Origin of the sequence: Pseudovibrio flavus, from assembly GCF_009711345.1 — a bacterium.
Classification (GTDB): Bacteria; Pseudomonadota; Alphaproteobacteria; order Rhizobiales; family Stappiaceae; genus Pseudovibrio; species Pseudovibrio flavus.
This window is the reverse complement of the sequence record NZ_SMMA01000062.1, coordinates 137,040-162,602: the sequence shown is the minus strand read 5'-3', so window position 1 is coordinate 162,602 and position 25,563 is coordinate 137,040. Positions and strand designations below refer to the sequence as shown.

General features: G+C 53.7%; 21 protein-coding genes and 2 tRNA genes. 14 read left to right on the top strand and 9 right to left on the bottom strand.

Annotation, left to right across the window (positions count from 1 at the left end):
* Positions 1-33 precede the first annotated feature (33 nt).
* The 5 genes from addB to E1162_RS11165 all read left to right on the top strand — a co-directional run bounded on the left by addB (position 34) and on the right by E1162_RS11165 (position 8,636).
* Positions 34-3,144, top strand: a complete 3,111-nt coding sequence (gene addB, locus E1162_RS11185) for a double-strand break repair protein AddB (protein ID WP_155130701.1) — start codon at positions 34-36, stop codon at positions 3,142-3,144.
* Positions 3,144-6,620 carry a double-strand break repair helicase AddA gene (gene addA, locus E1162_RS11180; protein WP_155130699.1) on the top strand — a complete coding sequence of 1,159 codons (3,477 nt, stop codon included), beginning with the start codon at positions 3,144-3,146 and terminating at the stop codon, positions 6,618-6,620. The genes addB and addA overlap by 1 nt, the downstream gene beginning before the upstream one ends.
* 110 nt (positions 6,621-6,730) lie before the next feature.
* Positions 6,731-7,051 (top strand): thioredoxin, encoded by a 321-nt coding sequence (trxA, locus tag E1162_RS11175; protein ID WP_155130697.1) that lies wholly within the window; start codon positions 6,731-6,733, stop codon positions 7,049-7,051.
* A 168-nt stretch (positions 7,052-7,219) separates the two neighbouring features.
* Entirely contained in the window at positions 7,220-7,852 is a 633-nt protein-coding gene (gene grpE, locus E1162_RS11170; RefSeq protein WP_155130695.1) for a nucleotide exchange factor GrpE, read from the top strand.
* A gap of 154 nt (positions 7,853-8,006) precedes the next feature.
* Complete coding sequence (locus tag E1162_RS11165) at positions 8,007-8,636, top strand: trimeric intracellular cation channel family protein (protein ID WP_155130693.1); 630 nt, start codon at positions 8,007-8,009, stop codon at positions 8,634-8,636.
* Here the strand turns inward: E1162_RS11165 and E1162_RS11160 are convergent.
* The 7 genes from E1162_RS11160 to aroA form a co-directional block, all read right to left on the bottom strand.
* The gene (locus E1162_RS11160; RefSeq protein WP_155130691.1) at positions 8,633-9,589 is read right to left on the bottom strand and encodes an ornithine cyclodeaminase; all 957 of its coding nucleotides are present in this window, start codon (positions 9,587-9,589) and stop codon (positions 8,633-8,635) included. The two genes, E1162_RS11165 and E1162_RS11160, sit on opposite strands and share 4 nt — an antisense overlap.
* 33 nt (positions 9,590-9,622) lie before the next feature.
* Positions 9,623-9,949, bottom strand: a complete 327-nt coding sequence (locus E1162_RS11155) for a lipopolysaccharide assembly protein LapA domain-containing protein (protein WP_257098915.1) — start codon at positions 9,947-9,949, stop codon at positions 9,623-9,625.
* Positions 9,950-10,003: 54 nt separating this feature from the next.
* The gene (locus tag E1162_RS11150) at positions 10,004-10,300 is read right to left on the bottom strand and encodes an integration host factor subunit beta (protein ID WP_371311905.1); all 297 of its coding nucleotides are present in this window, start codon (positions 10,298-10,300) and stop codon (positions 10,004-10,006) included.
* Positions 10,293-11,300, bottom strand: a complete 1,008-nt coding sequence (gene sppA, locus E1162_RS11145; protein ID WP_155130687.1) for a signal peptide peptidase SppA — start codon at positions 11,298-11,300, stop codon at positions 10,293-10,295. The genes E1162_RS11150 and sppA overlap by 8 nt, the downstream gene beginning before the upstream one ends.
* 1,121 nt (positions 11,301-12,421) lie before the next feature.
* Complete coding sequence (rpsA, locus tag E1162_RS11140) at positions 12,422-14,113, bottom strand: 30S ribosomal protein S1 (protein WP_155130685.1); 1,692 nt, start codon at positions 14,111-14,113, stop codon at positions 12,422-12,424.
* Positions 14,114-14,314: 201 nt separating this feature from the next.
* Positions 14,315-14,941, bottom strand: a complete 627-nt coding sequence (cmk, locus tag E1162_RS11135; RefSeq protein WP_155130683.1) for a (d)CMP kinase — start codon at positions 14,939-14,941, stop codon at positions 14,315-14,317.
* Positions 14,938-16,293 carry a 3-phosphoshikimate 1-carboxyvinyltransferase gene (gene aroA, locus E1162_RS11130; RefSeq protein ID WP_257098914.1) on the bottom strand — a complete coding sequence of 452 codons (1,356 nt, stop codon included), beginning with the start codon at positions 16,291-16,293 and terminating at the stop codon, positions 14,938-14,940. Before aroA ends, cmk begins: the two co-directional genes overlap by 4 nt.
* Before the next feature lie 207 nt (positions 16,294-16,500).
* Between aroA and E1162_RS11125 the strand changes: the two genes are divergently transcribed.
* The 5 genes from E1162_RS11125 (at position 16,501) to E1162_RS11105 (ending at position 18,753) form a co-directional block, all read left to right on the top strand.
* Entirely contained in the window at positions 16,501-16,875 is a 375-nt protein-coding gene (locus E1162_RS11125; RefSeq protein WP_371311904.1) for a TIGR02300 family protein, read from the top strand.
* A gap of 124 nt (positions 16,876-16,999) precedes the next feature.
* A tRNA-Ala gene (locus tag E1162_RS11120) sits at positions 17,000-17,075 on the top strand.
* Positions 17,076-17,138: 63 nt separating this feature from the next.
* A tRNA-Ala gene (locus E1162_RS11115) sits at positions 17,139-17,214 on the top strand.
* Between the two features lie 139 nt (positions 17,215-17,353).
* Positions 17,354-17,953 (top strand): ABC transporter ATP-binding protein, encoded by a 600-nt coding sequence (locus E1162_RS11110; protein ID WP_155130681.1) that lies wholly within the window; start codon positions 17,354-17,356, stop codon positions 17,951-17,953.
* Positions 17,950-18,753, top strand: a complete 804-nt coding sequence (locus E1162_RS11105; RefSeq protein WP_155130679.1) for an ABC transporter permease — start codon at positions 17,950-17,952, stop codon at positions 18,751-18,753. Before E1162_RS11110 ends, E1162_RS11105 begins: the two co-directional genes overlap by 4 nt.
* A gap of 7 nt (positions 18,754-18,760) precedes the next feature.
* Here E1162_RS11105 and E1162_RS11100 read toward each other — a convergent pair whose 3' ends face one another.
* Complete coding sequence (locus E1162_RS11100; protein WP_155130677.1) at positions 18,761-19,228, bottom strand: YaiI/YqxD family protein; 468 nt, start codon at positions 19,226-19,228, stop codon at positions 18,761-18,763.
* Positions 19,229-19,284: 56 nt separating this feature from the next.
* A complete protein-coding gene (locus E1162_RS11095; RefSeq protein ID WP_155130675.1) occupies positions 19,285-20,700 on the bottom strand; it encodes a cryptochrome/photolyase family protein in 1,416 nt (471 codons plus the stop codon).
* A gap of 423 nt (positions 20,701-21,123) precedes the next feature.
* On the opposite strand from E1162_RS11095, the gene E1162_RS11090 reads away from it, so the two are divergent.
* From E1162_RS11090 to E1162_RS11075, 4 genes are all read left to right on the top strand, one after another.
* The gene (locus E1162_RS11090) at positions 21,124-22,431 is read left to right on the top strand and encodes an extracellular solute-binding protein (protein ID WP_155130673.1); all 1,308 of its coding nucleotides are present in this window, start codon (positions 21,124-21,126) and stop codon (positions 22,429-22,431) included.
* Between the two features lie 134 nt (positions 22,432-22,565).
* Positions 22,566-23,447, top strand: coding sequence for an ABC transporter permease subunit (locus tag E1162_RS11085; RefSeq protein WP_155130671.1), 882 nt, complete (start codon positions 22,566-22,568; stop codon positions 23,445-23,447).
* A gap of 12 nt (positions 23,448-23,459) precedes the next feature.
* Complete coding sequence (gene ugpE / locus E1162_RS11080) at positions 23,460-24,302, top strand: sn-glycerol-3-phosphate ABC transporter permease UgpE (protein ID WP_155130669.1); 843 nt, start codon at positions 23,460-23,462, stop codon at positions 24,300-24,302.
* A 7-nt stretch (positions 24,303-24,309) separates the two neighbouring features.
* Positions 24,310-25,413: a sn-glycerol-3-phosphate import ATP-binding protein UgpC gene (locus E1162_RS11075; RefSeq protein ID WP_155130667.1), complete on the top strand. Its 1,104-nt coding sequence runs from the start codon at positions 24,310-24,312 to the stop codon at positions 25,411-25,413.
* The last annotated feature ends 150 nt before the right edge of the window (positions 25,414-25,563 follow it).

Sequence of the window (25,563 nt, the reverse complement as noted above, 5' to 3'; positions counted from 1 at the left end):
GATCTTTAGGATTCTTTTTAGGGAGTGTGGTCTTTGCAAGACCTGCGCGTATTTTCAATAGGGCCCAACGTACCGTTTCTTCCGGTCTTGGTAGATAATCTGCTCTCCGGCAACTTGGTTGCCGGAAGCTTCGGGCTTGAAAATCCTCTCGCCTTGGCAGATGTGACGATCTACGTGCCGACCCGCCGTGCAGCGCGAACTCTGCCGGATATTCTGCGGGCGCAAATGGGTGCCCGCGCTACACTCCTTCCCAAAATTCTGCCGCTTGGCGACGTGGATGAAGACGAGCATATCGTCAGCGCGAAGCCAGATGGCCTTGCGCTGCCGCCAGCGCTCTCGCTTATGGAGCGCCGCCTTGCCATGACCCGCCTTGTCTGGGCATGGAAGGGCCACCTGCGCCAGAACCTGCTAGACCCTGATAAGGTCGATATCTCGGCAATTCCTGCGTCTGCTGCTGATGCCGCTTGGCTGGCTGGCGACCTCATCACGCTTATGGATGAAGTGCAGACGGAAGAAGCAGATTGGAAAGAGCTGGAAAGCCTCGCGCCGGATAATCACGCCCAGTACTGGCAGGTCACACTTGAGTTCCTCAAAATCGTAACCGAGCAGTGGCCTGCGTTCCTTACCCAACTTGGCGTTATGGACCCCAAAGCCCGCCGCTCTGCACTGATCCGCCGTGAGGCTGAGCGTCTGCGCCAGATGAAGCCACGTGGTCCCGTTATTGTTGCTGGTGCCACTGGTTCCGTTCCCGCAACAACCGAGCTGCTCAAAGCGGTGCTGGAGTTGGAGCAGGGGGCGATTGTTTTGCCCGGCCTTGATCGCCAGATGGATGATGTGGCTTGGCATGCGCTGGGGCAAAAATCATCTGACACCCAGATCGCCGGTCACCCGCAGCACAGCCTTTATAAGCTGCTCACCAACGTCAATGTACGCCGTGAAGATGTGGTTGAGCTTGGCGAGTGCAAAAACGAAGCGCTGGTCGCCCGTAGCCGCATCATCAACGAGGCGCTCCGCCCGGCAGAGACCACCGACGCTTGGCAGGCCTACTTCAACTCTGCGCTTAAAGAGCAGCGTGAGGAAGCATTTGCCGACGTAAAGCTGGTGCAGGCCAAGAGTGATGCGGAAGAGGCTCTGGCGCTTGCGCTGTGTCTTCGTGAGGCTATTGAGGACGATAAGAAGGTCGCGCTCATTACGCCGGACAGAAAACTCTCCCGCCGCGTGGCAAGCGAGCTGACCCGCTGGGGTATCATTGTTGACGATACTGCTGGCCGCCCACTGGAACACACGCCGCCAACGGTACTGGCGCTGCTGGCCGCCAAACTGGCATTGAGCGGTTTAGAGCCAGTTGACCTATTGGCGCTGCTCAAACACCCGCTGACCCGTTTCGGTCTTTCTTTGAAGCAAGTTCGTGCGGCGGCCCGTTCTCTGGAGCGCGGCGTACTGCGCGGCCCTCGTGCTCGTGCTGGCATTTCCGGTCTTAAGGAAGCCGTCGCTGCAGCTCGTGCAACGGCAGAAACCAAACACACGCCGCGTTGGAAAAAGCTGGTTGAGGCTGACTGGCTTGCCGTTGATGATCTGTTGGAGCGGCTGGAGCAGGCCTTGGCACCGCTGGAAGAGTTGCTCACCATTCATGGTGAAATTCCCATTGCGCAGCTCGTTAACGCCCACACCGAATGCTTGATGCGCATCACGGCAGAAGAAGAGGGCGGTAACGCTGAATACTTCCGTGGTGAAAACGGTGAAGCGCTAGCGCAGGTGCTGACCGAGCTGATTGATGCCAACGAGACGGGGCTTTGCATTCCCGCTCTTGAATGGCCTGCGGTCTTTGCTGCGCTTATTTCCGGCTCTGCTGTACGCCCGCGCAAACCTGCTGACCCGCGTATTCATCTGCTTGGCCCTATGGAAGCGCGCTTGCAGCACTACGACCGCGTAATTTTGAGCGGCCTTAACGAAGGCACATGGCCACAGCGCACCCGCAACAGCCCGTGGCTCAACCGTCCTATGAAAACGCAGATCGGCTTGGAGCCGCCAGAGCGCCGTGTCGGCTCTGCTGCCCACGACTTCCTCAGTATGACCGGTATGCCGGAGGTGATCTTGTCCCGCTCAGAGCGTGTAGACGGCTCACCAACTGTGGCCTCTCGCTGGCTGCAACGCATTTTGACCCTTGCCGGACCTGATGTGGCAAAGAGAATGCGTCACGACGGAAATTATTATACTGAGCTTGCAAATGCGCTGGACCGCATGGAAACCGCTGTGCGCCCTGCAAAGCGGCCAGAGCCGAAACCGCCGCTGGCAGCACGGCCGCGCCAGCTCTCTGTAACCGCTATTGAAACGCTTATCCGCGACCCTTACGCCATTTACGCTCGCAGGGTGCTGAACCTTGATGAGGTGGAGCCGATCGGCGGTGAACCGGGTGTGGCGGATAAAGGCACCATCATCCACGATGCGCTGGCTAACTTCTTGGAAAATTGGACAGGTCCGTTTGACGAGACGGCTGAGCGCGCTCTTTTGGAAGAAGGCGGGCGCTTGTTCCGTCCGCTTGATGCTTTCCCTGAAATCCGCGCTCTTTGGTGGCCGCGCTTTGAGCGCATCGCCAAGGAGTTTATCGCCTTTGAACGCCGTTATCAGGACCAGATTGCCGAGCGCTTCTTGGAAGTTGCTGGCGGCGCTGAAATGAAACGGCCTGATTATTCGTTCCGTCTGACTGGCCGCGCTGACCGCATCGATGCGATGAAAGACGGAACTTTACGCGTAATCGACTACAAAACCGGCATGCCGCCATCTTTGGCGCAGGTGGAGTCTTTGCTGTCACCGCAGTTACCGCTGGAAGTGGCGATGATCCGCCGTGCAGGCTTTGAAAACGTTCCGCCGGAAGATCCGGTATCCGAGTTGCTTTACGTGCAGCTTAGCGGCGGACGCAAAGCGCTTGTTGAGCATTCGCGTGAGCCGAAAGATCACGATATCGCCGATCTGGGTGAAGAGGCGTGGAACCGGCTGGAGAAGCTGGTCGCTGCCTATGAAAATCCGGAGAAGGGATATCTCTCCCGCGCCCGCGTTCTTAAAGAGCGCCAATGGCACGAACCATACGACCATCTGGCCCGCGTACAGGAATGGTCCCTCGGCGGCGAGGGAGATGACGACTAATGCAGATTCCATCAAAGACAATTGAAGATCAAAAACGCGCCGCGCATCCGCAAAACTCTGCTTGGGTGAGCGCCAACGCTGGCTCTGGTAAAACCTTTGTGCTTGCTCGCCGCGTTATTCGTCTGCTGCTGGCTGGAACGGATGCTTCGCGCATTTTGTGCCTAACCTTCACCAAGGCGGCAGCCGCAGAAATGGCGACCCGCGTCTTCGACATTCTTGCTGAATGGACGCATATGAGCGACGAAGAGTTGGCGGCCGAGCTGGAAACAATCGAAGGGCGCTTGCCGGATGCAAATACGCTTGCAAGAGCCAGACGCCTGTTCGCAAAGGCACTGGAAACGCCGGGTGGTTTGAAAATCCAAACCATCCACGCCTTCTGTGAATCGCTTCTGCACCAGTTTCCGCTGGAAGCAAATGTGGCTGGTCACTTCTCCGTTTTGGATGATCGCTTGGTGGCAGACCTGCTCGCGCATGCGCGCGCCGCCGTTTTGCAGCATGCACAGATGGAACCGGATAGCGAACTTGGAAAGTCGCTCGCGTTACTTATTGATTTGCTTCCAGATTCTGGCGTCGAGCGGGCGCTATCGGAGTTGATCGGCAAGCGCGATGCCTTCCGCCAGTGGGCCGCCTGCGCGGGCTCTCTGGATGCGGCGCTCAAAGACTTACGCACCCTCTTTGGAATAGCCGAGGGCGAAAACCTTGCCCAGCTTGAAGCTGAGTTCAGAAGAAGTTGTTCTCTCTCTTCAGAGGAGATCAAAGCCTTTGCAGAAGCGCTGAAAACCGGAACGAAGACCGATAACGACCGTGCAAGCGATCTGCTTAACTCGCTTTCCATCACCAGCGATCAAGCATGGCAATCGGCTTGGCTGCCGATTTTCCTGACTAAGGATTTAGGTCCGCGCAAGACACTTGCCACGAAGAAGATCCAGACAGGATTTCCCCATGTCGTCGAGCGCCTGATTGCTGAACAAGAGCGCTTGCTTGCCTTGCTGGAGCGCCGTGCTTCTGTGCTGACTTTGGAGGGAACGCAGGCGATTCTGCGTCTTTCCGATGCGGTGCTAAACCATTACGAAGGCGAGAAAATGCAGCGCGGTCTTCTTGATTTTGAAGACCTCGTGGTGCGCTGTGCGCAGCTTCTTTCTAACAGTGAAGCCGCCCAGTGGGTGCAGTATAAGTTGGATCAGGGTCTCGATCATATCCTCGTGGATGAAGCGCAGGATACCAGCCCGCGCCAGTGGCAGGTGATTGGCGCGCTGGCAGAAGAATTCTTTACCGGCGAAAGTGCTCGCGGCGCGGCGCGTACCATCTTTGCAGTGGGCGATGAAAAGCAATCTATCTACTCGTTCCAAGGCGCGGTGCCAGCATACTTTGCGCAGATGCGCCGCCACTTCGCAAAGCATGTAACCGAAGCACAAAAACCGTTTGAATCCGTGGAATTGACACTCTCGTTCCGCTCAACGCCGGACGTTCTTGGCGCGGTTGATAAGGTCTTTGAGAACGCCGAAGCCTATCAAGGCCTGTCGCAGGAAAACGTGGCTCCGGTTCATGAGGCAATCCGCCATAATGATCCGGGACGCGTGGAAATCTGGCCGCTAGAAGAACAGCAGGAAACGCTGGAACCGGAGGATTGGACCCAGCCGGTTGACCGCATCGGCCAGTCCAACCCGATGATAAGGCTCGCCTCCCGCATCGCGAACCAGATCAAGGAATGGGATGATAAACAGATCGCCAATCCGGGTGATGTTCTGGTGTTGGTCCGCAAGCGCGGTCCGTTTGTGGAGGCGCTGAACCGCGAGTTAAAGCAGCTCGATATCCCGTCGGCTGGTTCTGATCGCTTGGTTCTGACAGACCATATCGCGGTGAAGGATCTTGTGGCTCTCAGCCGTTTTATTCTTCTGCCGGAAGATGATCTCTCCTTGGCAGCGGTTCTCAAAAGCCCGCTGTTCGGCTTGGATGATGATGCGCTTTTCGAAATCGCTCAGGACCCTCCGGGAAAGCCACGCGCAGGAACGCTCTGGCAGTCTCTGGTTAAGAAGGCGGACTTGTCCCCGCTGTGGGCCGATGTGAAGGCCAAGTTGGAGACATGGCGCGACCGCGCAGACTTTGTGCCGCCGTTTGAGTTTTTCGCCCGTATTCTGGGCGCGGATGGGTTCCGTCTGGAATTCAGAAAGCGCATGGGAACGGAGGTCGATGACGTTCTCGACGAATTCTTATCCCTCACACTTCAATATGAGCTAACGGGCACACCGGGTCTTGAAGGCTTCATCGCATGGCTTCAGGCAGCGCCTACGGAGATCAAGCGCGAGCTTAATGCTTCAAAAGGTATGGTTCGCATCATGACCGTGCACGGCTCCAAGGGGTTGGAAGCGCCCTATGTTATCCTCGTTGATAGCTGCAATGCGCCGGTCACATCCCACCATGATCCGATCATGCTGCCATTAGAGCAGGGCGGGGATGACGACAAACCAAAACCTCCGGCGTTCGTCTGGCTTCCAACCAAGGAATTCCGCACCAGTCATCACACGCAAGCCCTTGATGCTATTAAAGAAGGGCAGCAGGAAGAATACCGCCGCCTTCTCTATGTGGCTCTCACCCGCGCAAAAGATCGCCTCATCGTTTGCGGTTGGAGCCCGAAGCGCGGACCAAATAAAGACTGCTGGTATCAGCTTGTAGCCGATGGGCTTCAGGAAGAGGCTCGTGAAGTTAAAAACGCGGCCGATGAAATTACCAGCTGGGTTTGGACAAAGGGCGGCGTGGAAAAGGGCGAACCTGTTCTTCCCTATAAGAAAACTGGCGATACCAGCGCTGTTCCGAAGGCGCCAAGCTGGGCTGCGCGAAACGTTGATCCGTTCGCCCGCATGAAGCGCTTGAAGCCGTCCGAAGCTTTTGAAGAGATGGAAGCAAAGGACGGGATAGAACAACCATCAGCCTTTAGCGCGCTGGATGCAGCAAGAAAAACAGAAAGCTGGCCTCTGCTGCGCGGTCAGCTGACCCACCGCCTGCTGGAATTTCTACCCGATATGCCAGAGGAGGAATGGGAAGGTGCGATCAATCGTTATCTTGATGCAGCACTACCGAAACGCTTTGCGGAGCACCGCGAGAAGCTGACAAGTGAAGTTGACACGATTTTGAACTCGCAAGCTCTGAGGAAGATATTCTCTGCTGAAGGGCGGGCCGAGGTGCCGATCCAAGGCGAGCTGTATGACGACAAGGGTCGCCCTGCTCAGGTCTTCGGTGTTATCGACAGACTGCTGGTTACCGAGAGCGAAGTCACGATTGTGGACTACAAAACAAACAGTTGGGTGCCGAATCGACCTGAGGACGTATCGGAAACTTATGTGGCGCAGGTCGCGACCTATCGCAAACTTCTGGCAGAGCTTTACCCCAAACATACCATCCGTGCATTTTTGCTCTTTACCGCTGGACCGAAGCTATTAGAGATTTCTGCACAGCAAATGGACCGTTTTCAGTTCTGATCTGAAAGTTGGAAATGCATTGCCTTGACGATGCCACTTAGCATTCTTACTTTCCCGAATAACGGGTCATTCATATGGAATGGCCGAGCACTAATTGAGAGGCAAATAGAATGGCCACTGTAAACGTTAGCGACGCAACTTTTGAGGCTGAAGTGCTGCAGAGCTCTACACCTGTTGTAGTTGACTTTTGGGCGACCTGGTGTGGCCCTTGTAAGATGATTGCGCCTTCTCTGGAAGAGCTGTCCGAAGAGATGGCAGCAAACGTCAAAATTGCCAAACTGGACATCGATTCCAACCAGCAGTCTGCAATGAACTATGGTGTGCGCTCTATTCCGACCATGATCCTGTTCAAGGATGGTCAGCCAGCAGCAACCATGGTTGGCGCTAAGCCAAAGCGCGAAATCGAAGAATGGATCAAGGCTTATTCCTGATCCACTCTGGAAAAGGTGTGAGTGATCCTTTTGCTAGAAGGGACCTTTGGTCAACCCACTGACTGAAGGTCTTTCGTTTTTTGGCAACAGAGCTTAAATAGTGCGCAAGAGTAAGCGCCGGAACGGCAATAAGCTGTGCCTTGCGCACTAACAGAGAATGGGACGAAGATGACCGACCAAGGTAACAACCCGACCCCTGAAGATGCACCGGTTCCTCCAATGGGCGCTGATGCACCGGAGGCTGAAGCCGCAGCAGCTGCTGAAGCGCAGGCTGCAGAAAATCCGGTAGATGCTTTGATGGCCGAAAACGCAGACCTTAAAGATAAGATGCTGCGCGTAATGGCCGAAATGGAAAACCTGCGCCGCCGGACTGAAAAAGAAGTCCGCGATGCGAAATCCTACGCAATTTCAAGCTTCGCCCGCGACATGCTCGTGGTCAACGATAACCTGAACCGCGCAATCGATGCTATTCCTGCAGAAGAGCGTCAGGCGGAGGGTTCCAGCCTCAAGGTGTTGAGCGAAGGCGTTGAAATGGTGGAGCGTGATCTGCTCAACCAGCTGGAAAAGCATGGCGTTAAGCGCCTTACCCCGGAAGGTGAGAAGTTTAACCCGCATTTCCATCAGGCAATGTTTGAAGTTCCAAACACCGAGGTTCCAAACAACACTGTTGTTCAGGTTGTTCAGGCTGGTTACGTAATTGGTGACCGCGTTCTGCGCCCTGCAATGGTTGGCGTTTCCAAAGGCGGCCCTAAGGTCGCTCCAGGTACTGAACCAGGTGCTAATCTGGACAAAGACGCATAATTTCTGCGGCTATTTCGCGGTTAATTTGAGAAGCAGAGGTTGCATCCAACCTCTGCTTTTTATTTGCAATAAATTTCCGGTTACGCGTCGATAATTCCATTGATTTTTGCTGTAATCTGCCTAAAAGGCGGGCAAACTCGAATGGAGCAAAGATATGCCGGAGCACCTTTGGCAGGTATTGGATCTTGTCGGTGTCGCCGTGTTTGCGGTCACCGGCGGATTGGTTGCAGCACGCCTGCGCCAAGACTTTATTGCCTTCCTCTTCTTCTGTACCCTTACCGGTATTGGCGGCGGTACCATGCGCGACTTGTTGTTGGGCGTGCCGGTGTTTTGGGTCGAGAATGAAACCTACATTTACGTCTGTTTCGTCGTCACCATCTTCATGTGGTACTTCTCCCACTGGGTTGAGACGTGGGGAAAGCCACTGCGCTGGTTCGATGCCATCGGCCTTGCAGCATACTGCGTTATGGGTTCTGCCAAGGCGCTGTCTGTGGGCGATGTGTATAGCGTTGCGGTGATGATGGGCGTGTGCACGGCAACTGTTGGCGGTATCGTTCGTGATATCGTTGCCGGTCAGCCATCTGTGCTCAGTCAAAGAGACATTTACGTCAGTGCGGCGTTTATGGGCTCGTGCACCTATGTTGCATCGGTCGCTGTCGGCCTTTCCGATAACATCGGTGTTATTCTTGGCTTCTGCGTTGCGCTGGTTCTGCGTGGCGGTGCGCTGCTGTTCGACTGGACGCTGCCAACCTACAGAACGCCAGAAGAGAAAAAAGACTCCTAAGTCCTTAGAAAAATGTGCCCCGCTGTAGCAAGATCCTCCAGCGGGGAGCCTGCCGACTTAAAAAGCGTAATCTGGTTATAAAAACGCCGCCCAGCTTTGGAGCCCTGACAAAGCTCGGCAAGGTACGCTGCTATTTCAGGCGTAAGGGTAGAACGTTCGCCTTCCTGCCTGCTTTCCGCTGTCTCAGCAGCTTCCAGCGGGCTGCCAACGAAGATGCGGGCCATATCCATCGTAATTCCATCACACCGGAAAGCCCTATCTGCTGTGGTAACTGGCATATCCAAGTGACAGCCCTCCTGCAGCCACTCGCCTTTAATAGTGGGCTCAGCGGCCTCGTTGGCATGGCAAATAATATCCGCGCCGCTTACAGCACCGGCCAGATCGTCTGTCACTCTGATGTCTAGGGCAGTTGAGCGCATGTGCTTCACAAGCCGCTGTGCAGCCAGCGGGTCTTCATCCCAAACAAGAACCTGTTTGATACTGCGAACATCTGCATGCGCGTTGATGAGATACGCAGCCAGACGGTTCGCGCCGATAACAAGCAGCTTGCTGCTGTCTTCGCGGGAGAGATAGAAAGAGGCGAGGGCAGACGTTGCAGCGGTGCGCCACAAATTGAGGTAGTGCCCGTCTATAACTGCAAGAGGCTCGCCTGTTTTGCCGGATTGGAGGAGATAAACGCCAGTCTGCCGTGTGTCGGCACTTGGAGAGGCTCCGAGGGTATGGCTTGTGATTTTGGTGCCTATAAAGCCCTTTTCGGAGGTTCCTTGGGCTTTGAAGTCGTTCCAAGCGGGCTCAACGAGCAGGCGGGAGGGCGGCTCGCCCTCTGGCCGTTCTATCGCGCATTCCAGTGGCTTGGGATATTGAGCACCTGTACGAAATGCACGTCTAAGAGTTTCAATCAGGTCACGAAATCTCATCACAGCTTCAATGTCATGTGCTGAGATTACGCGCATTCAAACTCCTCTGGAGATACCGCTAGGCGAATATTACGCAGCCCACTTGGTATCTGGTTTTGGCAGGGCGTTGTGTGCCTTGGCAGATGCTGCTGCTGTGCGCAGTTCATCAGCCTCATGCTGCAATTGAGCCGCCTTGGCGCGGTTGCTACGCGCGGCCTTGCGGTACTTACCCTGTTTGGTCCATGCCATCACACCACCCAGAACAACACCCACGGCCACAGCTCCGAACAGAAGCCAGAAGACAGGAATGTTAAACGTCAAACCCGGGTCTGCCGGATTAAACGGGTTGAGTGAAACGGGCACACTGTGACGATTGGCAACCGCAAGCACAAGCAAAACGGCACCAAGTGGAACCAATACGAGATTCCTGAGGAACCTGATCAAACGTATTCTCCGTAGGCTGACTTGTTATTATTCGCCCACATCCTCGCCGTCGTTCAAACGCTCACGCATTTCTTTGCCGGTCTTGAAGAACGGGACGTACTTTTCGCTTACCTCAACTTTTTGGCCGGTACGCGGATTGCGGCCAACACGCGAAGGACGATTTTTGACAGAGAACGCGCCAAAGCCGCGAAGCTCTACCCGATCACCACGCATAAGCGCTTCGGTAATCTCGTCCAGAATAGCATTTACAATATTCTCGACATCTCGCTGATAGAGATGTGGGTTCTGTTCCGCGATTGTTTGAACCAACTCTGACTTAATCACTGTCTGCCTCCCCTCGCATGAAGTGGTCTGCCGCTTGTGGAGCCTGCCAAACCGAGACCAGACCGTCAAGCGAAACACCTGCACCAGCAAGGTTTTTTGCTGCTGCTGCTAAAGATTCTATAAGACTACCACTGGAATCCTGCGTAATTCCAGCAATACTGAATGGTAAATAACCGCTAGTGCGGTCTTCACGGATCGCCCAATCGACAACCTTGAGATTCGGCGTAACGCCTTGTTCTGTCTCAAGCCATGCAACTGCAGCCTCTTCGCCGCCGATTGAGTCGATCAATTTGTTCTGTAGAGCCTGGTTGCCACTGTAGACCTGCCCGTTTGAAACCTTGCGCGCTTCTTCCTCAGAAAGATTGCGGCGCTCGGCGACCAGCGCCACGAACCACTCGTAGCTGTCGTTGACCATGCTTTCCAGCACGGCGCGGGCTTCATCGCTTGCAGGGGAATAGAAGTTCGGCTCTGCCTTTAACGGCGAGCTCTTAACTGCGTCCATCTCTACGCCGATTGTCTCCAAAAGGCCCTGCGCATTACCGTATTGAAGCAACACACCGATCGAACCGGTCATGGAGTTATAGCGGGCAATAACGTGGTCTGCGGCAATGGCTGTTAGGTAGCCTGCAGAGGCGCCAACGGTGCCGATGGTAGAGACAACTGGCTTGCTTTCAGAAAGCTCCCTTAAAGCCTCGAAAAGGGCTTCGCCGCCCGTTGTCGTGCCGCCTCTTGAGTTGACCGCGACAATCACACCTTCAACGGCGTCGTTCTCGCCAATCTTACGGATCATCTCCAGCACACGCCGGTCTTCGACAATGGTTCCGCTGATGTCGATTCTGGCGATATGGGCGCTACTCTTCTCACCGTCAGCAAACGGGGTCATTGGCCAAAGCAACGCCACCAGAATGACTGCCAGAAGGAGGAAAGACAACACGCGCCATAGGCTGACCCGTCTGCGTAATCGTCTGCGCTCAATTATAAGATCGCTGTCCAATGTCATGGGCTCGCTTTTCGCTGCTCCGTTTCTTACGCAGGGTAATAGCCTCTAAGGTCTTATAATGTATACGAAGTTTTTTGGTGTGAAACAACAAAAGATGCAAATAATTATGAAGGCACCTAAAGGGTGTTGCAACCGGAGGCATTTACTGTGCGGCAGGGCAAAAAAAGACCGCCTTGTTCATCAGGAGGTGGGGGGGAGCTGTGAACAAGGCGGTTTTGTGTGGCCATGAAGACCAGTTGGACTTAGTGTCTTATTTGGTCGCTTTTATTATTTCCGGAGGGTTGCTCTGAGGTTCCCTCATGGTCAGCGATCTTGTTTCTTGGCGTAGCCGATTAGGGGCATAACCTGCTACGCTTTGTTGGAAGCCCATTTGCCGATTGCTGCAAGGACGGCAAGTAAAACACGGGCTTCCGACGACTCACGGTTTCGGGCGGACCGTGAGACGATCTTTTGAAGTCGAACGGACTGGCACTTGAGTGCTTCTTCTTGCCTGATAGGCCAGGCATCCGAACGACAACAAAATCGGTAATAGAACGAGATATACGGTTGGAATTTGCATCGGCTCCTAACCTCCGTGCCCGAGTTACGTAAGGTAAGATACACAAACCGTGCCAACTGAAAATGGGCTAAAAAACGAGTTATTTTGCCGAATTGCGACCTGTAGTTTGCGTTTTGCAACAATCGCGAGAGTGGGTGGTATTGCGTACATGCGCAAAATGCAAAAATACCGAGTGCAGACGAAAAATTAACTATAATAAACCGTAAAAAGCCTGATTAAGGCGGGCATATTTTGTTTATAATTTAGGTGAAAATGCATATTTGACTGGTCGTGTGGGCAAAATGGCATGCCTTGACCGTGAATATGACGAGAGCTGTGACGCTCTTATATGCAGCTCTAATATAGAACAGCTCTCTTAAAAATCTGCTCTATCAACCAGTCACCGCCGGCCTCTACCTGAAGCTATCTCAGGCAGCAAGGGATTGCTGCCAGTGGCTGTCTTTGTGTTGCCCTGTCCAGCCCCATTCAGTTAGCGGGCAGCGAAAGAGGTGCAGTAGATAAAAGAAAAGCCCGGCCAAAAGGCCGGGCTCTCCGCAAATCAAACCTGTAACAGGTTCAATTCTTAGTCTTCGCCGCGTGCTTTCATAGCAGCTGCAAGAATGTCGCCGAGGGAAGAGCCAGCGTCGGAAGAACCGTACTGTGCAACTGCTTCCTTCTCTTCTGCGATTTCCAGCGCCTTGATGGATACACCAACGCGACGGGTTTTCTTGTCGAACTGAGTTACGCGAGCGTCGAATACTTCGCCAACGTTGAAGCGGGTAGGATCCTGTTCGTCACGTTCACGAGCAAGGTCAGCGCGACGTACGAAAGCTGCCAGATCGGTATCAACGATCTTAACTTCAAGACCACCGTCTTTAACTTCCGCTACTTCACACTTGACGATAGCACCCTTACGGATGTCGCCAGCTGCTTCGAATGGATCAGAGCCGAGCTGTTTGATGCCGAGAGAGATGCGCTCTTTCTCAACGTCAACGTCAAGCACAACTGCTTTGACCATGTCGCCTTTTTTGTACTCTTCGATAACTTCTTCACCTGGACGGTTCCAGTCGAGATCGGAGAGGTGAACCATGCCGTCAACGTCGCCTTCGAGACCGATGAAGAGACCGAATTCGGTCTTGTTCTTCACTTCGCCTTCGACTTCAGCGTTTACAGGGTAACGTTCAGCGAATGCTTCCCATGGGTTCTGAAGGGTCTGCTTCAGGCCGAGGGAGATACGACGCTTGGAGGAATCCACTTCCAGAACAACCACTTCTACTTCCTGAGAGGTAGAAACGATTTTGCCTGGGTGAACGTTCTTCTTGGTCCAGGACATTTCGGAAACGTGGATGAGGCCTTCGATGCCTGGCTCCAGTTCAACGAATGCGCCGTAGTCGGTGATGTTGGTCACGCGGCCAGAGAACTTAGCGTTCAGTGGGTACTTAGCTTCGATGCTTTCCCATGGGTCAACTTCGAGCTGCTTCATACCAAGGCTGATGCGGTGTGTTTCCTGGTTCACACGAACGATCTGAACCTTAACGGTTTCGCCGATTGTGAGAACTTCAGATGGGTGGTTGATACGACGCCATGCAATGGCGGTAACATGCAGGAGACCGTCGATACCGCCCAGGTCAACGAACGCGCCGTAATCGGTGATGTTCTTTACAACACCCTCTACGGTCTGACCTTCTTCGAGGCTCTGAACGAGTTCGGAGCGCTGTTCAGCACGGGTTTCTTCCAGAACTGTACGGCGGGACACAACGATGTTGCCACGGCGCTTGTCCATCTTCAGGATCTGGAAAGGCTGTGGGGTGTGCATCAGAGGTGCAACGTCGCGTACTGGACGGATGTCAACCTGTGAGCGTGGAAGGAAGGCAACCGCGCCATCCAGATCAACGGTGAAGCCACCTTTAACCTGGTTGAAGATCTGACCGGTAACTTTCTCACCAGCTTCGAAAGCGACTTCAAGACGAACCCAGCTTTCTTCGCGGCGTGCTTTGTCGCGGGACAGAACTGCTTCACCCATCGCGTTTTCAACGCGTTCCAGGTAAACTTCTACAGTGTCGCCAACTTTCAGCTCGCCATCACGGCCTTTCGCGCCGAATTCCTTCATAGGAACACGGCCTTCAACCTTAAGGCCTACGTCGATTACTGCGAGGTCTTTTTCAATTGCGACAATGGTACCTTTTACAACAGAACCTTCAAAGAGGTCGGTCGTTGCAAACGATTCTTCCAAAAGGGCCGCAAAATCCTCTGCAGCAGCGTTCATGTTTTCCATTAAAACTCCAGTGCCATAGTTATGGCGTCGCCGGCGGGTTAGCGTTGATCATTAGAGGTTCCTAGCACTCGGTTCTCAATTGGCATTGAGAAACAACCACTTGCAAGCAAGCGGGCCGGCGAAAGCGAATGCCAGTAACCTAATATAGTTTTCAATTGCGGCTGAAAGAGCATTTCAGCGCGAAAAATTCCAGCGTTCTTGCTAGTTTTTCCGCGAGCGCTCTATGATTTCCACAGCCGCGTTGAATGCGGAGTCTATATCCATTTCTGTCGTATCAAGCAAGTGCGCATCTTCGGCAGGGCGAAGAGGCGAATCCGCGCGGGACATATCCCGCTCATCGCGGCGCTGCAGGTCCTTCAAAATCTCGAAGAAGTCTACCTCGATGCCCTTACCTCTCAGCTCGTCGGTACGGCGGCGGGCACGTACTTCTGCAGAAGCGGTAATATAGAGTTTTGCAGTCGCGTTAGGGCACACAACGGTGCCGATATCGCGGCCATCCAGCACTGCACCATCGCCCTGTTCGCCAAACTCGCGCTGCAAGCGAACCAGCTCTGTGCGCAGACCAGAAAGGACTGCGATACGGGACGCCGCTTCTCCTACTTCATGAGCTGAGAGCAGATTACGGTCGAGATTGGTAAAATCCAGGTTACGGGCGACGGAAATTGCAATTTCCTCGTCGCCAAGCGGCAGACCGCGCGCCAGCAGGGCCGCAGCCACTGCGCGGTAGGTCAGGCCAGTGTCCAGATGGTTCAGGCTGTAATACGCAGCCAAGCGCCGTGCCAAAGTGCCCTTGCCAGAGGCAGCTGGTCCATCAAGTGCGATAATCATGCGGCAATCTCCGATCCTTTGGAGAAGCGACCGCCCATTTGGGTAAGCAGGTCAGCAAATACAGGGAAGCTGGTGGCAATAGGGCTGGCATCATCAACGGAAACAGGTTTGTCCGCAGCAAGGCCCAGCACAAGGAATGCCATAGCGATACGGTGATCCAGATGCGTAATAACGGTACCGCCGCCAATATTTGCTGCTTTACCTGTTACGGTGAGAGTGTCTTCACCCTCTACGCATGGAATGTTGTTTGCTTCCAGACCGCGGGCAACAGCAGCCAGACGGTCGGATTCTTTTACGCGCAGTTCTTCAAGGCCCAGCATAACGGTGTCGCCTTCAGCAAAAGCAGCAGCAATTGCAAGAACCGGGTATTCGTCGATCATAGATGGCGCACGATCAGCAGGTACGACAATACCTTTCAGCGCCGAGTGACGAGCGCGAACATCGCCGAGCATCTCGCCGCCAGTGTCGCGCTTGTTGGTGATCTCGATATCTGCGCCCATCTCGATAAGAGTGGTAATGAGGCCGATGCGGTGCTCGTTCAGCAGCACGCCTTCAACGGTCACATCAGAGCCAGGTGTGATAAGAGCGGCGACAATAGGGAACGCCGCAGAAGATGGATCCGCCGGAACGGTAATATCCTGTGCGTTCAACTTTGGCTGACCTTGCAAGGAGATCACGCGCTCACCTGCTTCGTTGATCTCGACCTTGAGGTCCGCGCCAAATCCAATCAGCATCTTTTCGGTGTGATCGCGGGTCGCTACCGGCTCGATAACTGTCGTAGTGCCCGGAGTGTTCAAGCCAGCCAGAAGCACAGCGCTTTTTACCTGCGCGGATGCCATTGGAACGCGGTAGGTGATCGGAAGCGGAGTTTCACAGCCACGAATAGAGGCTGGTAGTCGATCGCCGGTACGGGCGACAACCTGCACGCCCATTTCACGCAATGGGTTCAGTACACGGCCCATAGGGCGACGGGAGAGGGATGCATCGCCAACCATCGTCACGCTGATCGGGTGCGCCGCGAAAATGCCCATGCAAAGGCGGCAGCCGGTGCCAGCGTTGCCGAAATCAATCGGAGCTTCGGGTTCCAGCAGACTGCCCAGCCCAACGCCGTCTACAGTCCATGTTCCGTCCTCGTGTCGCATACAATGAGCACCAACTGCGTTCATTGCATTTGCAGTGCCGATGACATCCTCTGATTCGAGAAGGCCGGTAATTGTAGTGCGGCCAACCGCCAACGCACCAAACATAAGCGAGCGGTGGGATATGGATTTGTCACCGGGTACTTTTATCGTGCCATTAAGCGGATTTCCGCTATGAGAGGTCATAGGCTTCGGCGACGAACTATTGGACATGATCAATTCCGGGGTTGCGACTTCACAAAAAGTAGTTCCATCTATCACGGAACAATTGTGCCGTCACCCTTGTGGCATCTGGGTATATTGAGAATATTTCAGGTTCATATTGCCCCAGAGGTGTAACGTAGCGAATTAATCTTTGACAAAGCCGTCTGCATAACGCTATGGGGGCCGTCAAATCGAGATGTAAAGAAGGTGAGAACCGTGGCAAGACCAGAACTCGGCACCAAGCGCCTTTGCGCAGCATGTGGTGCAAAATTTTATGACCTCCTTCGTGATCCGATCACCTGCCCTAAGTGCGGCCAGATCTTCGAACTGGGTATTGCAGCGAAAACTGCAAAGGCTGCTAAGGTCGTTCAGGAAGAAGAAGAAGACGAACTTGAGTTGGATGGACCAGAGCTCGTATCCCTCGAGGATGCAGATGCTGAAGTGTCCGATGACGATGATGATATCGACGACATCGATGATGTAGATGTTGATGACGACAGCGACGACGACGACGTCTTCCTCGAAGATGATGACGACGAAGATAATGGCGTGTCCGGCATCCGCGTTTCTCGCGACGACGACGAGTCCTAATCATATTTCCACAGCTAAGTAAGGGGAGATCCTTACGCTTGCTGTGGGGGCTTGCTTATTGGTGGCGGCACGATTATGTTCCGCCCCCACAGAGCCTTGTCTGATCGAGGCTTTGGAAGAGAATGGGGCTATAGCTCAGTTGGGAGAGCGCGTGAATGGCATTCACGAGGTCAGCGGTTCGATCCCGCTTAGCTCCACCATCTTCTTCCAGTTAGTCACGCTCCCAAGCGTGCCACCTTTCTAACGAGGTGACCATTTTTGATGGGGCTATAGCTCAGTTGGGAGAGCGCGTGAATGGCATTCACGAGGTCAGCGGTTCGATCCCGCTTAGCTCCACCACTCCTCTTCAAAGTTTCAATAACATTTTCGCCTATCGTTCTCGCATGCTGACTTGCGTGGTTTGTTCTGCGTTTCCTTTTCGCAGTCAACGTCGTTCAACGTGCGCTTGAAAGCCGGACCGTAATGGAAAAGGCGAAGAATGCAGTTTTGCTTTGAAGGTACAACGCAGACAGGGCTGAAAGTTGCGCCGCAAGTTCTTAGCGGCGGCGAAGTTGTTGCGTTGACCGGCCCATCTGGCAGCGGAAAATCTCGTCTCTTGCGCGCGCTCGCGGAAATTGACGCGTCATCTATGGTGATGACGCTCGACGGTAAGGCGAACACTTCATTCCCCGCTCCTCAATGGCGTTCGATGGTTAGCTATGTTGGCCCAACGCCTTATTGGTGGGAGGATGAAACCCTTCAAAGTGTTCTGGCAACACCAGAAAGCCAAGCGCTAGGCACGACGCTCGGAATTCCTTGGAATCTGGCGACAGCAAACATCAGCTCCCTCTCTACAGGTGAGCAGCAGCGAGCCCATTTGGCTAGAGCTTTGACACAAGATCAGTCTCGGGTTCTGCTTCTGGATGAGCCAACCTCTGCCCTTGATGAAGACAATAAGCGGGTGGTCGAGGAATTGATCAAGCAACGGGCAGAACAAGGGCTTTCAGTCCTAGTAACCAGCCATGATGGCTCTCAAGTTGCGCGAATTGCAGGTCGGCACTTGGAAATCATCGGCAATGAGGTCGTGGAGCGCCGATGATCACCAATATCGATATTCACTCTCTTGCCATTGCTGCAGCGCTGTTGCTGATCAACATGGTGATCTCCCGCTACCTTAAATTGGGTATGGAGATGAAGCTGGGCGTGGCGGCGGTGCGTATGGTGCTGCAGCTAACGGCGGTAGGTTTTATTTTAGAGGCGGTCATCACCACTCAGAACGCAGCGCTCGCCTCTGTTGTCTTCGTGATTATGATGCTGTTTGCAGCGCGTGAAGTACGGGCGCGACTTGAAACGCGTATCCAAGGTATAGCTGGCTGGTTCGTGTGCGGTATCGGGCTTTCGATAGCATCCGTGGCCATGCTGTTGTTTTTGCTACGCGGGATTATTCAGCCGCAACCGTGGTGGAACATGCAGTATGCGGTGCCGCTCTTTGGTATGCTGCTGGGCAATTCCATGACCAGTACTGCTTTGATGATAAATAACCTGCTCGGAGCCCTATGGCGTGATCGGGGTGCTATCGAAAACACGCTTGCGCGAGGTGAGCCGATGAAAGGGGCTCTGCTTCGCCCGATCAAACATTCCATTACTGCGGGAACAATGCCGATCACTAACTCAATGGCAGCAACGGGTGTTGTGTTCCTGCCCGGTTTGATGGTCGGGCAGATTCTATCTGGGGTCTCGCCACTAATCGCAGTTAAGTATCAGATGCTTATCATGTTCGCGCTTACCAGCTGCGCCACACTGGCAGTCATAATCTGCGTGCTGCTGATCCCGATGATCCTGACAGATAAGCGCCAGCGGCTTCGCTTTGACCTGCTGGTGCATAAGGCTGATAGTTAGCCCGGGACTATCCTCGTCCGGCTCGCTTCAGGCGCTGTACTACACGGTCCAGCGCTTGCAAAAAATCTGAGCGATCCCGCGGAGAGAACGGCTTAGGACCACCTGTCAGCTCGCCAAATGAGCGAAGGTCTTCTTTGAGGTTACGGGTGGCTAGCGCCATGCCAATGGAGTTCTCATCGAACTCCTTGCCCTTCGGCGATAGAACCGCAGATCCGGCCTTAACACAGCGATCAGCAAGCGGAATATCTTGCGTAATAACCACCGCGTTCTCGTCAGCCCGCTCGGCAATCCAGTTGTCGGCTTCGTCCATGCCTTCGCTAACCACGACGAGCTGCACATCCATATCCCTCGGTACCCGAATGAAGCTATTTGCTACCACAAACACCTTAATGCGGTAACGGTCAGCAACGCGGTAGACCTCATCCTTAACTGGACAGGAATCTGCATCAACGTAGAAGGTAAGAGGAGTGGTCATAGGGTTCCGTTTATGGCTGGAATGTTCTCACTGCCAGTGTTTAGCGACCAATCATGTCAGGAGGCAAGCTCGTGGAAGGCAGCCAACGCTCTTTCCCGCGATGATTTTACATCTACGATTGGCTTTGGGTAGTTACCGCCAAGGTCCACGCCGGCTTCTTGAAGAACGAGAAGAGGGGCCTCCCAAGGAGCATGAAGGTATTTGGCGGGCATTCTCTCCAGCTCTGGAACGAACTTTCGGGTAAATTCTCCGTCCTTGTCGAATTTCTCGCCCTGCTTGACCGGATTGAAAACGCGGAAATAGGGCGCAGCGTCTGCCCCGCAACCTGCCACCCATTGCCAGCTAGCGCTGTTACTGGCTTGATCTGCATCGACCAAGGTGTCCCAGAACCAACGCTCTCCTTTACGCCAATCGATAAGCAGGTTCTTAACGAGGAACGAAGCGGCCACCATTCGCAGGCGGTTGTGCATGTAGCCCGTTTGCCAGAGCTGCCGCATCGCTGCATCTACAAGCGGGTAGCCGGTTTGGCCTCTACACCAGCGTTCGAAAGCAGCCTCGTCCTCACGCCATTCAAAACGGTCAAACTTCATCTGCAGGTTTTGAGTGGGTAGATGAGGGTTATGGAAGAGCAGGTAGTATGAGAACTCCCGCCAGCCCAATTCACTCAAAAAGTGGTCGCGGTTTTTGTCGTCAGGGGCAGCTTGGGCTGCATGCCATACCTGATTTGGCGAAATCTCTCCAAAGTGCAAGTGCGGTGACAGTCTAGAAACACTGCGCCTTGCTGGAAAGTCACGCCCGTTCTTGTAGTCGCTTAGGCTGTCCTCCAAAAAACTATGGAGGCGTTGCTGAGCTGCTGTCTCGCCGATTTGCCAGTGGGACAGCATCTGCCGAGCCCAAGGCAGCTTCGGCATTAACCTAAGATCATCGATGGGGGTGTGCTGCTCAGTTGGTGCGGCAATGGTTTCTGCCGACGGGGCTGGCAACGGCAGACTCGGTGCGGCAGAGTGTAGGCACCCTTTACGGTAAAAGGGCGTGAAGACTTTGTAGGGCGTCCCGTCATCCTTCAGCACCGTCCAAGGTTCCCAAAGCAACGACCCGTTGAAGCTTTCGGCGCTAACTCCGTTTTCGCTAAGGGCTGATTTGATTTCGGTGTCCCGCGCAATTCGCCAAGGTTCGTAGCAGCGGTTCCACTGCACTTTATTAGCGCCGTACTGCTGGGCGAGGGAAAGAAGAATAAGAAGAGGGTCGCCGCGCTCAATTATCAAGCGGCCGCCCAGAGCATCATTAAGCTGCTTGAGCGATTGATGCAGCCATGCTTTTGAAGCGCCCCCCATCTCATCCTGCGGATTGGTGACGTCCTCCAGAACATACACCGGAAGAACGCGCCCTTCTTGGGAGGCCTGATACAGCGAGGGGTTGTCACTGAGGCGAAGGTCCTGTCGAAACCAATGGATGGTAAGGCTGGGTTGCATGGCTTCTAGAATATCCTTTAGCCTGTCACGAATTCTTTAATCTCGCTTACGGTGAAAACGCTCAACTGGTTTGGGTGAGTGCCTGTTTGCTCCGATTATTGATTCTGTCCTCTTACCATGGGGTAGGGGATAGTGATTATTTCACAAAGCGCAAGAGGTGCGCTTTTTGGTGTTTGTGCGCTTCAAGCTATCCCTTTGATTTATATCAGTTTGGATAATTTTTTATACTTAACACTTTGATTGCATTGACATAAACTTTTACCCTATTAGGGTATTCACTTAAAGTTCAAAGAACTGTCATGTGCGCGTGATTTTTCTAGGGAATATCTCTTTGGGAGGACCGGTTCTACCGGTTGAGGTATTGCCGGGACTTTCTCGCAATTGGTCTGAATTTATTTTCTCCCGAACAGGAGACGTTAAAATATGAATTACCGTAGTGCTGCGCGCCTGCTCGCCTTTACTGCTATGACAACCGCATCCACCGCGTCCTTCGCTGCAACCGAGATCTCTTGGTGGCACGCAATGGGCGGTACTCTGGGAGAGGTCGTTAACGAGATCGCGGCTGGTTACAACGAAACCCAGAACGCATGTAACCTTACCCCTGTCTATAAAGGCACCTATGAGGAAACTCTGACCTCTGGTATCGCAGCGTTCCGCGCTGGTGAACAGCCAAACGTAATTCAGGTATTCGATGCTGGTGCTGCAACCATCATCGGCGCTAAGGGTGCTGTTGTTCCTGCACAGGACCTACTTGAAGACGCTGGTAAAGAGTTCAACATGGAAGACTACATCGCTGGTGTACGTTACTTCTATGCTGACACCGCTGGTAAGATGATCGGCATGCCGTTCAACTCCTCCACCCCGATCCTCTACTACAACGAAGAGGCTCTTGCGAAGGCTGGCGTTGAAGCACCAAAGACATGGGAAGACTTTGAAGTTATCGCTCCAAAGCTGAAAGAAGCAGGTTACGTACCGCTCTCCCAGTCTCACCTGCCATGGATCTTCACCGAGAACTTCATGTCTCGTCATAACCTGCAGTTCGCAACCAACAACAACGGTTACGAAGGCGCAAAGGGCACCGAGATCCTCGTAAACAACGAAGCGATCAAAGCACACTTTGCAAAGGTAAAAGAGTGGCTTGATGGCGGTCTGTTCGGCTACTATGGCACCGGCTGGGGTGACAACCAGACACCATTCCAGGAAGGCAAAGTCGCAATGTGGCTCGGTTCTTCCGGTTCCTTCGGTGGTCTGATGAAGTCTGCTGAGTTCAAGTTCTCCTCCACCTTCCTGCCTTACTGGAACTCTGTTGCTGAGCAGGGCTCCGGCACCTTCATCGGTGGCGCTGCGCTGTTCGCAATGGCTGGTAAGCCAAAAGCAGAAAACGACTGTGTGGCTGACTTCTACGGTTACCTGACTTCTGCTGAAGTTCAGTACGAGTGGCACCAGAAGACCGGTTATGTGCCGATCACTAACGCTGCTTACGAACTGGCTAAGAAAGACGGTCACTACGACCGCTTCCCAGCAGCTGAAACTGGCATCCAGCAGCTCAACCAGCCAGGCGGCGACTGGACCAAGGGTTACCGCATGGGCTTCTACGTTCAGATCCGTGACGTGATGAACCGTGAATACGGCCGCATCTTCTCCGGTGAAACAACCGTTGAAGACGCATTCAAAGCAATCGAAGAAGAAGGCAACAAGCTTCTCGGTCGCTTTGCAAAGACTGCAGGCTAACCTAACGCCTTGAAATCCTGAAAGAACCGGTGGTGTGTTTTATGCATGCCTCCGGTTCTCTGTCATGATGGCTCCGGTTTCTCACCTAAGGTCATCTATTCAGAAAAGGTCGCACAGACGACTGGGCTTAGCTGATGAAACGTGTTCAATATTCAAATCCTATTCTGCCATATGCGCTGCTGTTACCGCAGCTAGCTATTGTGGCCGTCTTCTTTCTCTGGCCAGCTGTTGAGGCGGTTCGCGCTTCCTTCTATCTGGAAGATCCGTTCGGTTTCGGATCGACCTTCGTGGGCCTAGAGAACTTCAAAGACACTTTAACCAACTCTCAATATGCCCGTACGGCGCGGTTCACTTTGATCTTCACTGTGCTCGTGGCATTCTTTTCCCTTTCAATCGCGCTTTTGCTTGCGGTGAAGGCGGATAAAGTTATTCGCGGCGCAGGTTCCTACCGCACGCTGTTGATGTGGGTCTACGCAATTGCTCCGCCGGTAGCAGGTCTTCTTGGCGTGATGCTCTTCGATCAACACATCGGTCCGCTGACTGAGCTAGCCCGTTCGTTGGGCTGGAATTTGCAGGTGGGCGTAACGCCTTTCGATACGGCTTTTGTGATGGTGATTACCGCAGTCTGGAAACAGATACCGGTGAACTTCATCTTCTTCCTCTCAGGCTTGCAGAGTGTGCCGAAGTCCGTTCAGGAGGCTGCTGCCATTGACTGTCGCTCTGGTACGCGTCGTTTCTGGACTGTTACTTTCCCGCTGCTGGCACCAACAGGCTTCTTCCTGCTGATCATCAACATCACCTACGCGCTGTTCGATACATTCGGTATCGTTGATCTCGTCGTGAAGGGTGAGCCGGGCAACAACCCGATTACGCTCGTTTACAAAGTGTTCGTTGATGGCTTCCGCGGTAACGACCTTGGTGGTTCGTCTGCTCAGTCTGTCATCCTCATGGTTCTCGTCTTCCTGCTAACTGTGTTCCAGTTCCGCATGATCGAGCGCCGGGTCCACTATAATTAAGGAGAAGACAGCATGAAAAAAGTTCAGCTACTCGACCACGCTGTCCTGATCCTCGGTGCTTTGTTCATGTTGGTGCCAGTTACTCTGGCCTTCATGACATCCACGCATGACGCAATGTCCGTTTACAAAGACGGCTTGCAAATGACTTGGGGCGGGCACTTCACTGACACCTATAAGACAGTCCTCACAGAGGCCAGCGGCTTCACCAAGAGCGTGACCGGCCTGACAATGCTGTACAACTCCATGATCCTCGGATTCGGCTTTGCAATCGGCAAGATCGTAATCTCGATGCTCGCGGCCTATGCAATTGTCTACTTCCGCTTCCGCTTTGGGGTGTTCTTCTTCTGGGTGATCTTCACCACCTTGCTGCTGCCTTTGGAAGTGCGCATCCTGCCATCCTACGAAATTGTTCAGGGTCTAGGCATGATGAACTCCTACAGCGGCCTCATCATCCCGTTGATCGCATCTGCAACCGGTACATTCTACTTCCGTCAGTTCTTCAAATCCGTTCCGGATGAACTGGTAGAAGCAGCCCGTATTGACGGTGCAGGTCCGGTGAAGTTCTTCATCGACATTCTGGTCCCGCTTTCCAAGACCATGATCGCTGCGATCTTCATCATTATGTTTGTTTATGGTTGGAACCAGTATCTATGGCCAACACTCATCACAACCGATGAAACCTTCTTCACGCTGGTACGCGGCATGAAGCAGATTCTTGCGGTGTGGGTTGGTGCCCAAATTCCGGAAACCAATCAGGCGATGGCACTTGCAGTGCTGGCAATGCTGCCACCTGTCGTCATTGTTGTGATCTTCCAATCCTGGTTCGTGAAGGGCCTCGTCGAGAGCGAGAAATGAGTTAAAAATGGCAAGTATTACTCTCAACACTGTCCGTAAGATTTACGCTGGGAATGTCGAAGCTGTTAAAGGCATTTCCATCGATATCGAAGATGGCGAGTTCATCGTTCTCGTCGGTCCGTCCGGCTGCGGTAAATCCACTTTGCTGCGCATGGTGGCGGGCCTTGAAGACATCAGCTCTGGTGAAATCCTGATTGGTGACCGCTTGGTCAACAAGGTCGAGCCCGCTGATCGCGATATCGCAATGGTGTTCCAGAACTATGCGCTCTATCCGCATATGTCTGTCTACAACAACCTTGCTTATGGTTTGAAGAACCGCGGCATCGCGAAAAGCGAGATCGATCAGCGCGTTCGCAAGGCTGCAGAGATCCTCGAAATCGGTGAGTACCTCGACCGTAAACCGCGCCAGCTCTCTGGTGGTCAGCGCCAGCGTGTTGCGATGGGCCGAGCGATTGTTCGTGAACCGTCTGCGTTCTTGTTCGATGAGCCTCTGTCCAACCTTGATGCCAAGCTGCGCGTACAGATGCGCATGGAAATCAAAAAGCTCCAGCGCGATTTGAAGACCACAAGCATCTATGTGACCCACGATCAGCTGGAAGCGATGACACTGGCAGATCGCCTCGTCGTGCTTAACAAAGGTCAGGTAGAGCAGATTGGCTCTCCTATGGAGGTCTACGAAAAGCCGGCATCTACGTTCGTTGCTAGCTTCATCGGTTCTCCGGCTATGAACTTGATCCCGATGAAGAAGACAGCACTGGGCTGGGAGCCTGAGCAGGGCGACGGTGTAAACTTTGACATCCGCAGTGATGCATCCGAGTTCATCGTTGGTCTTCGTCCTGAGGATCTGGAGATTCTTGGCGACGGCGCGCCACTTGGTGCCGGTCTTGCTGCCAAGGTTGTTGTAACCGGCGTAGAGCCTGTTGGAGCGGAAAGCTACATCCACGGTACCTTGGGTGAAGGCGGGCAGGAAGTTATCCTGCGTGCAGCCGGAAAGCAGCACTACGATATTGGTCAGGTTCTTTCCATTGCAGCAAAGCAGGAAAAGATCCACCTCTTCAACAGACAGACCGGCAAGCGGGAAGAAGAGATTTCCGCACTTCAGCCAGCTTAAATACAAAAGGGGCGGTCAAAGGGCCGCCCCTTTACTTTTTGAGGTAAAGGTGTGCCCTGCGCCTACATTCGCGGCGCGAATGGCCAAAAGGATGTATTGGCCGCAACTTGAAACATCTTCTTTGAATCGCCATATTCCTCGTGTTAAGGC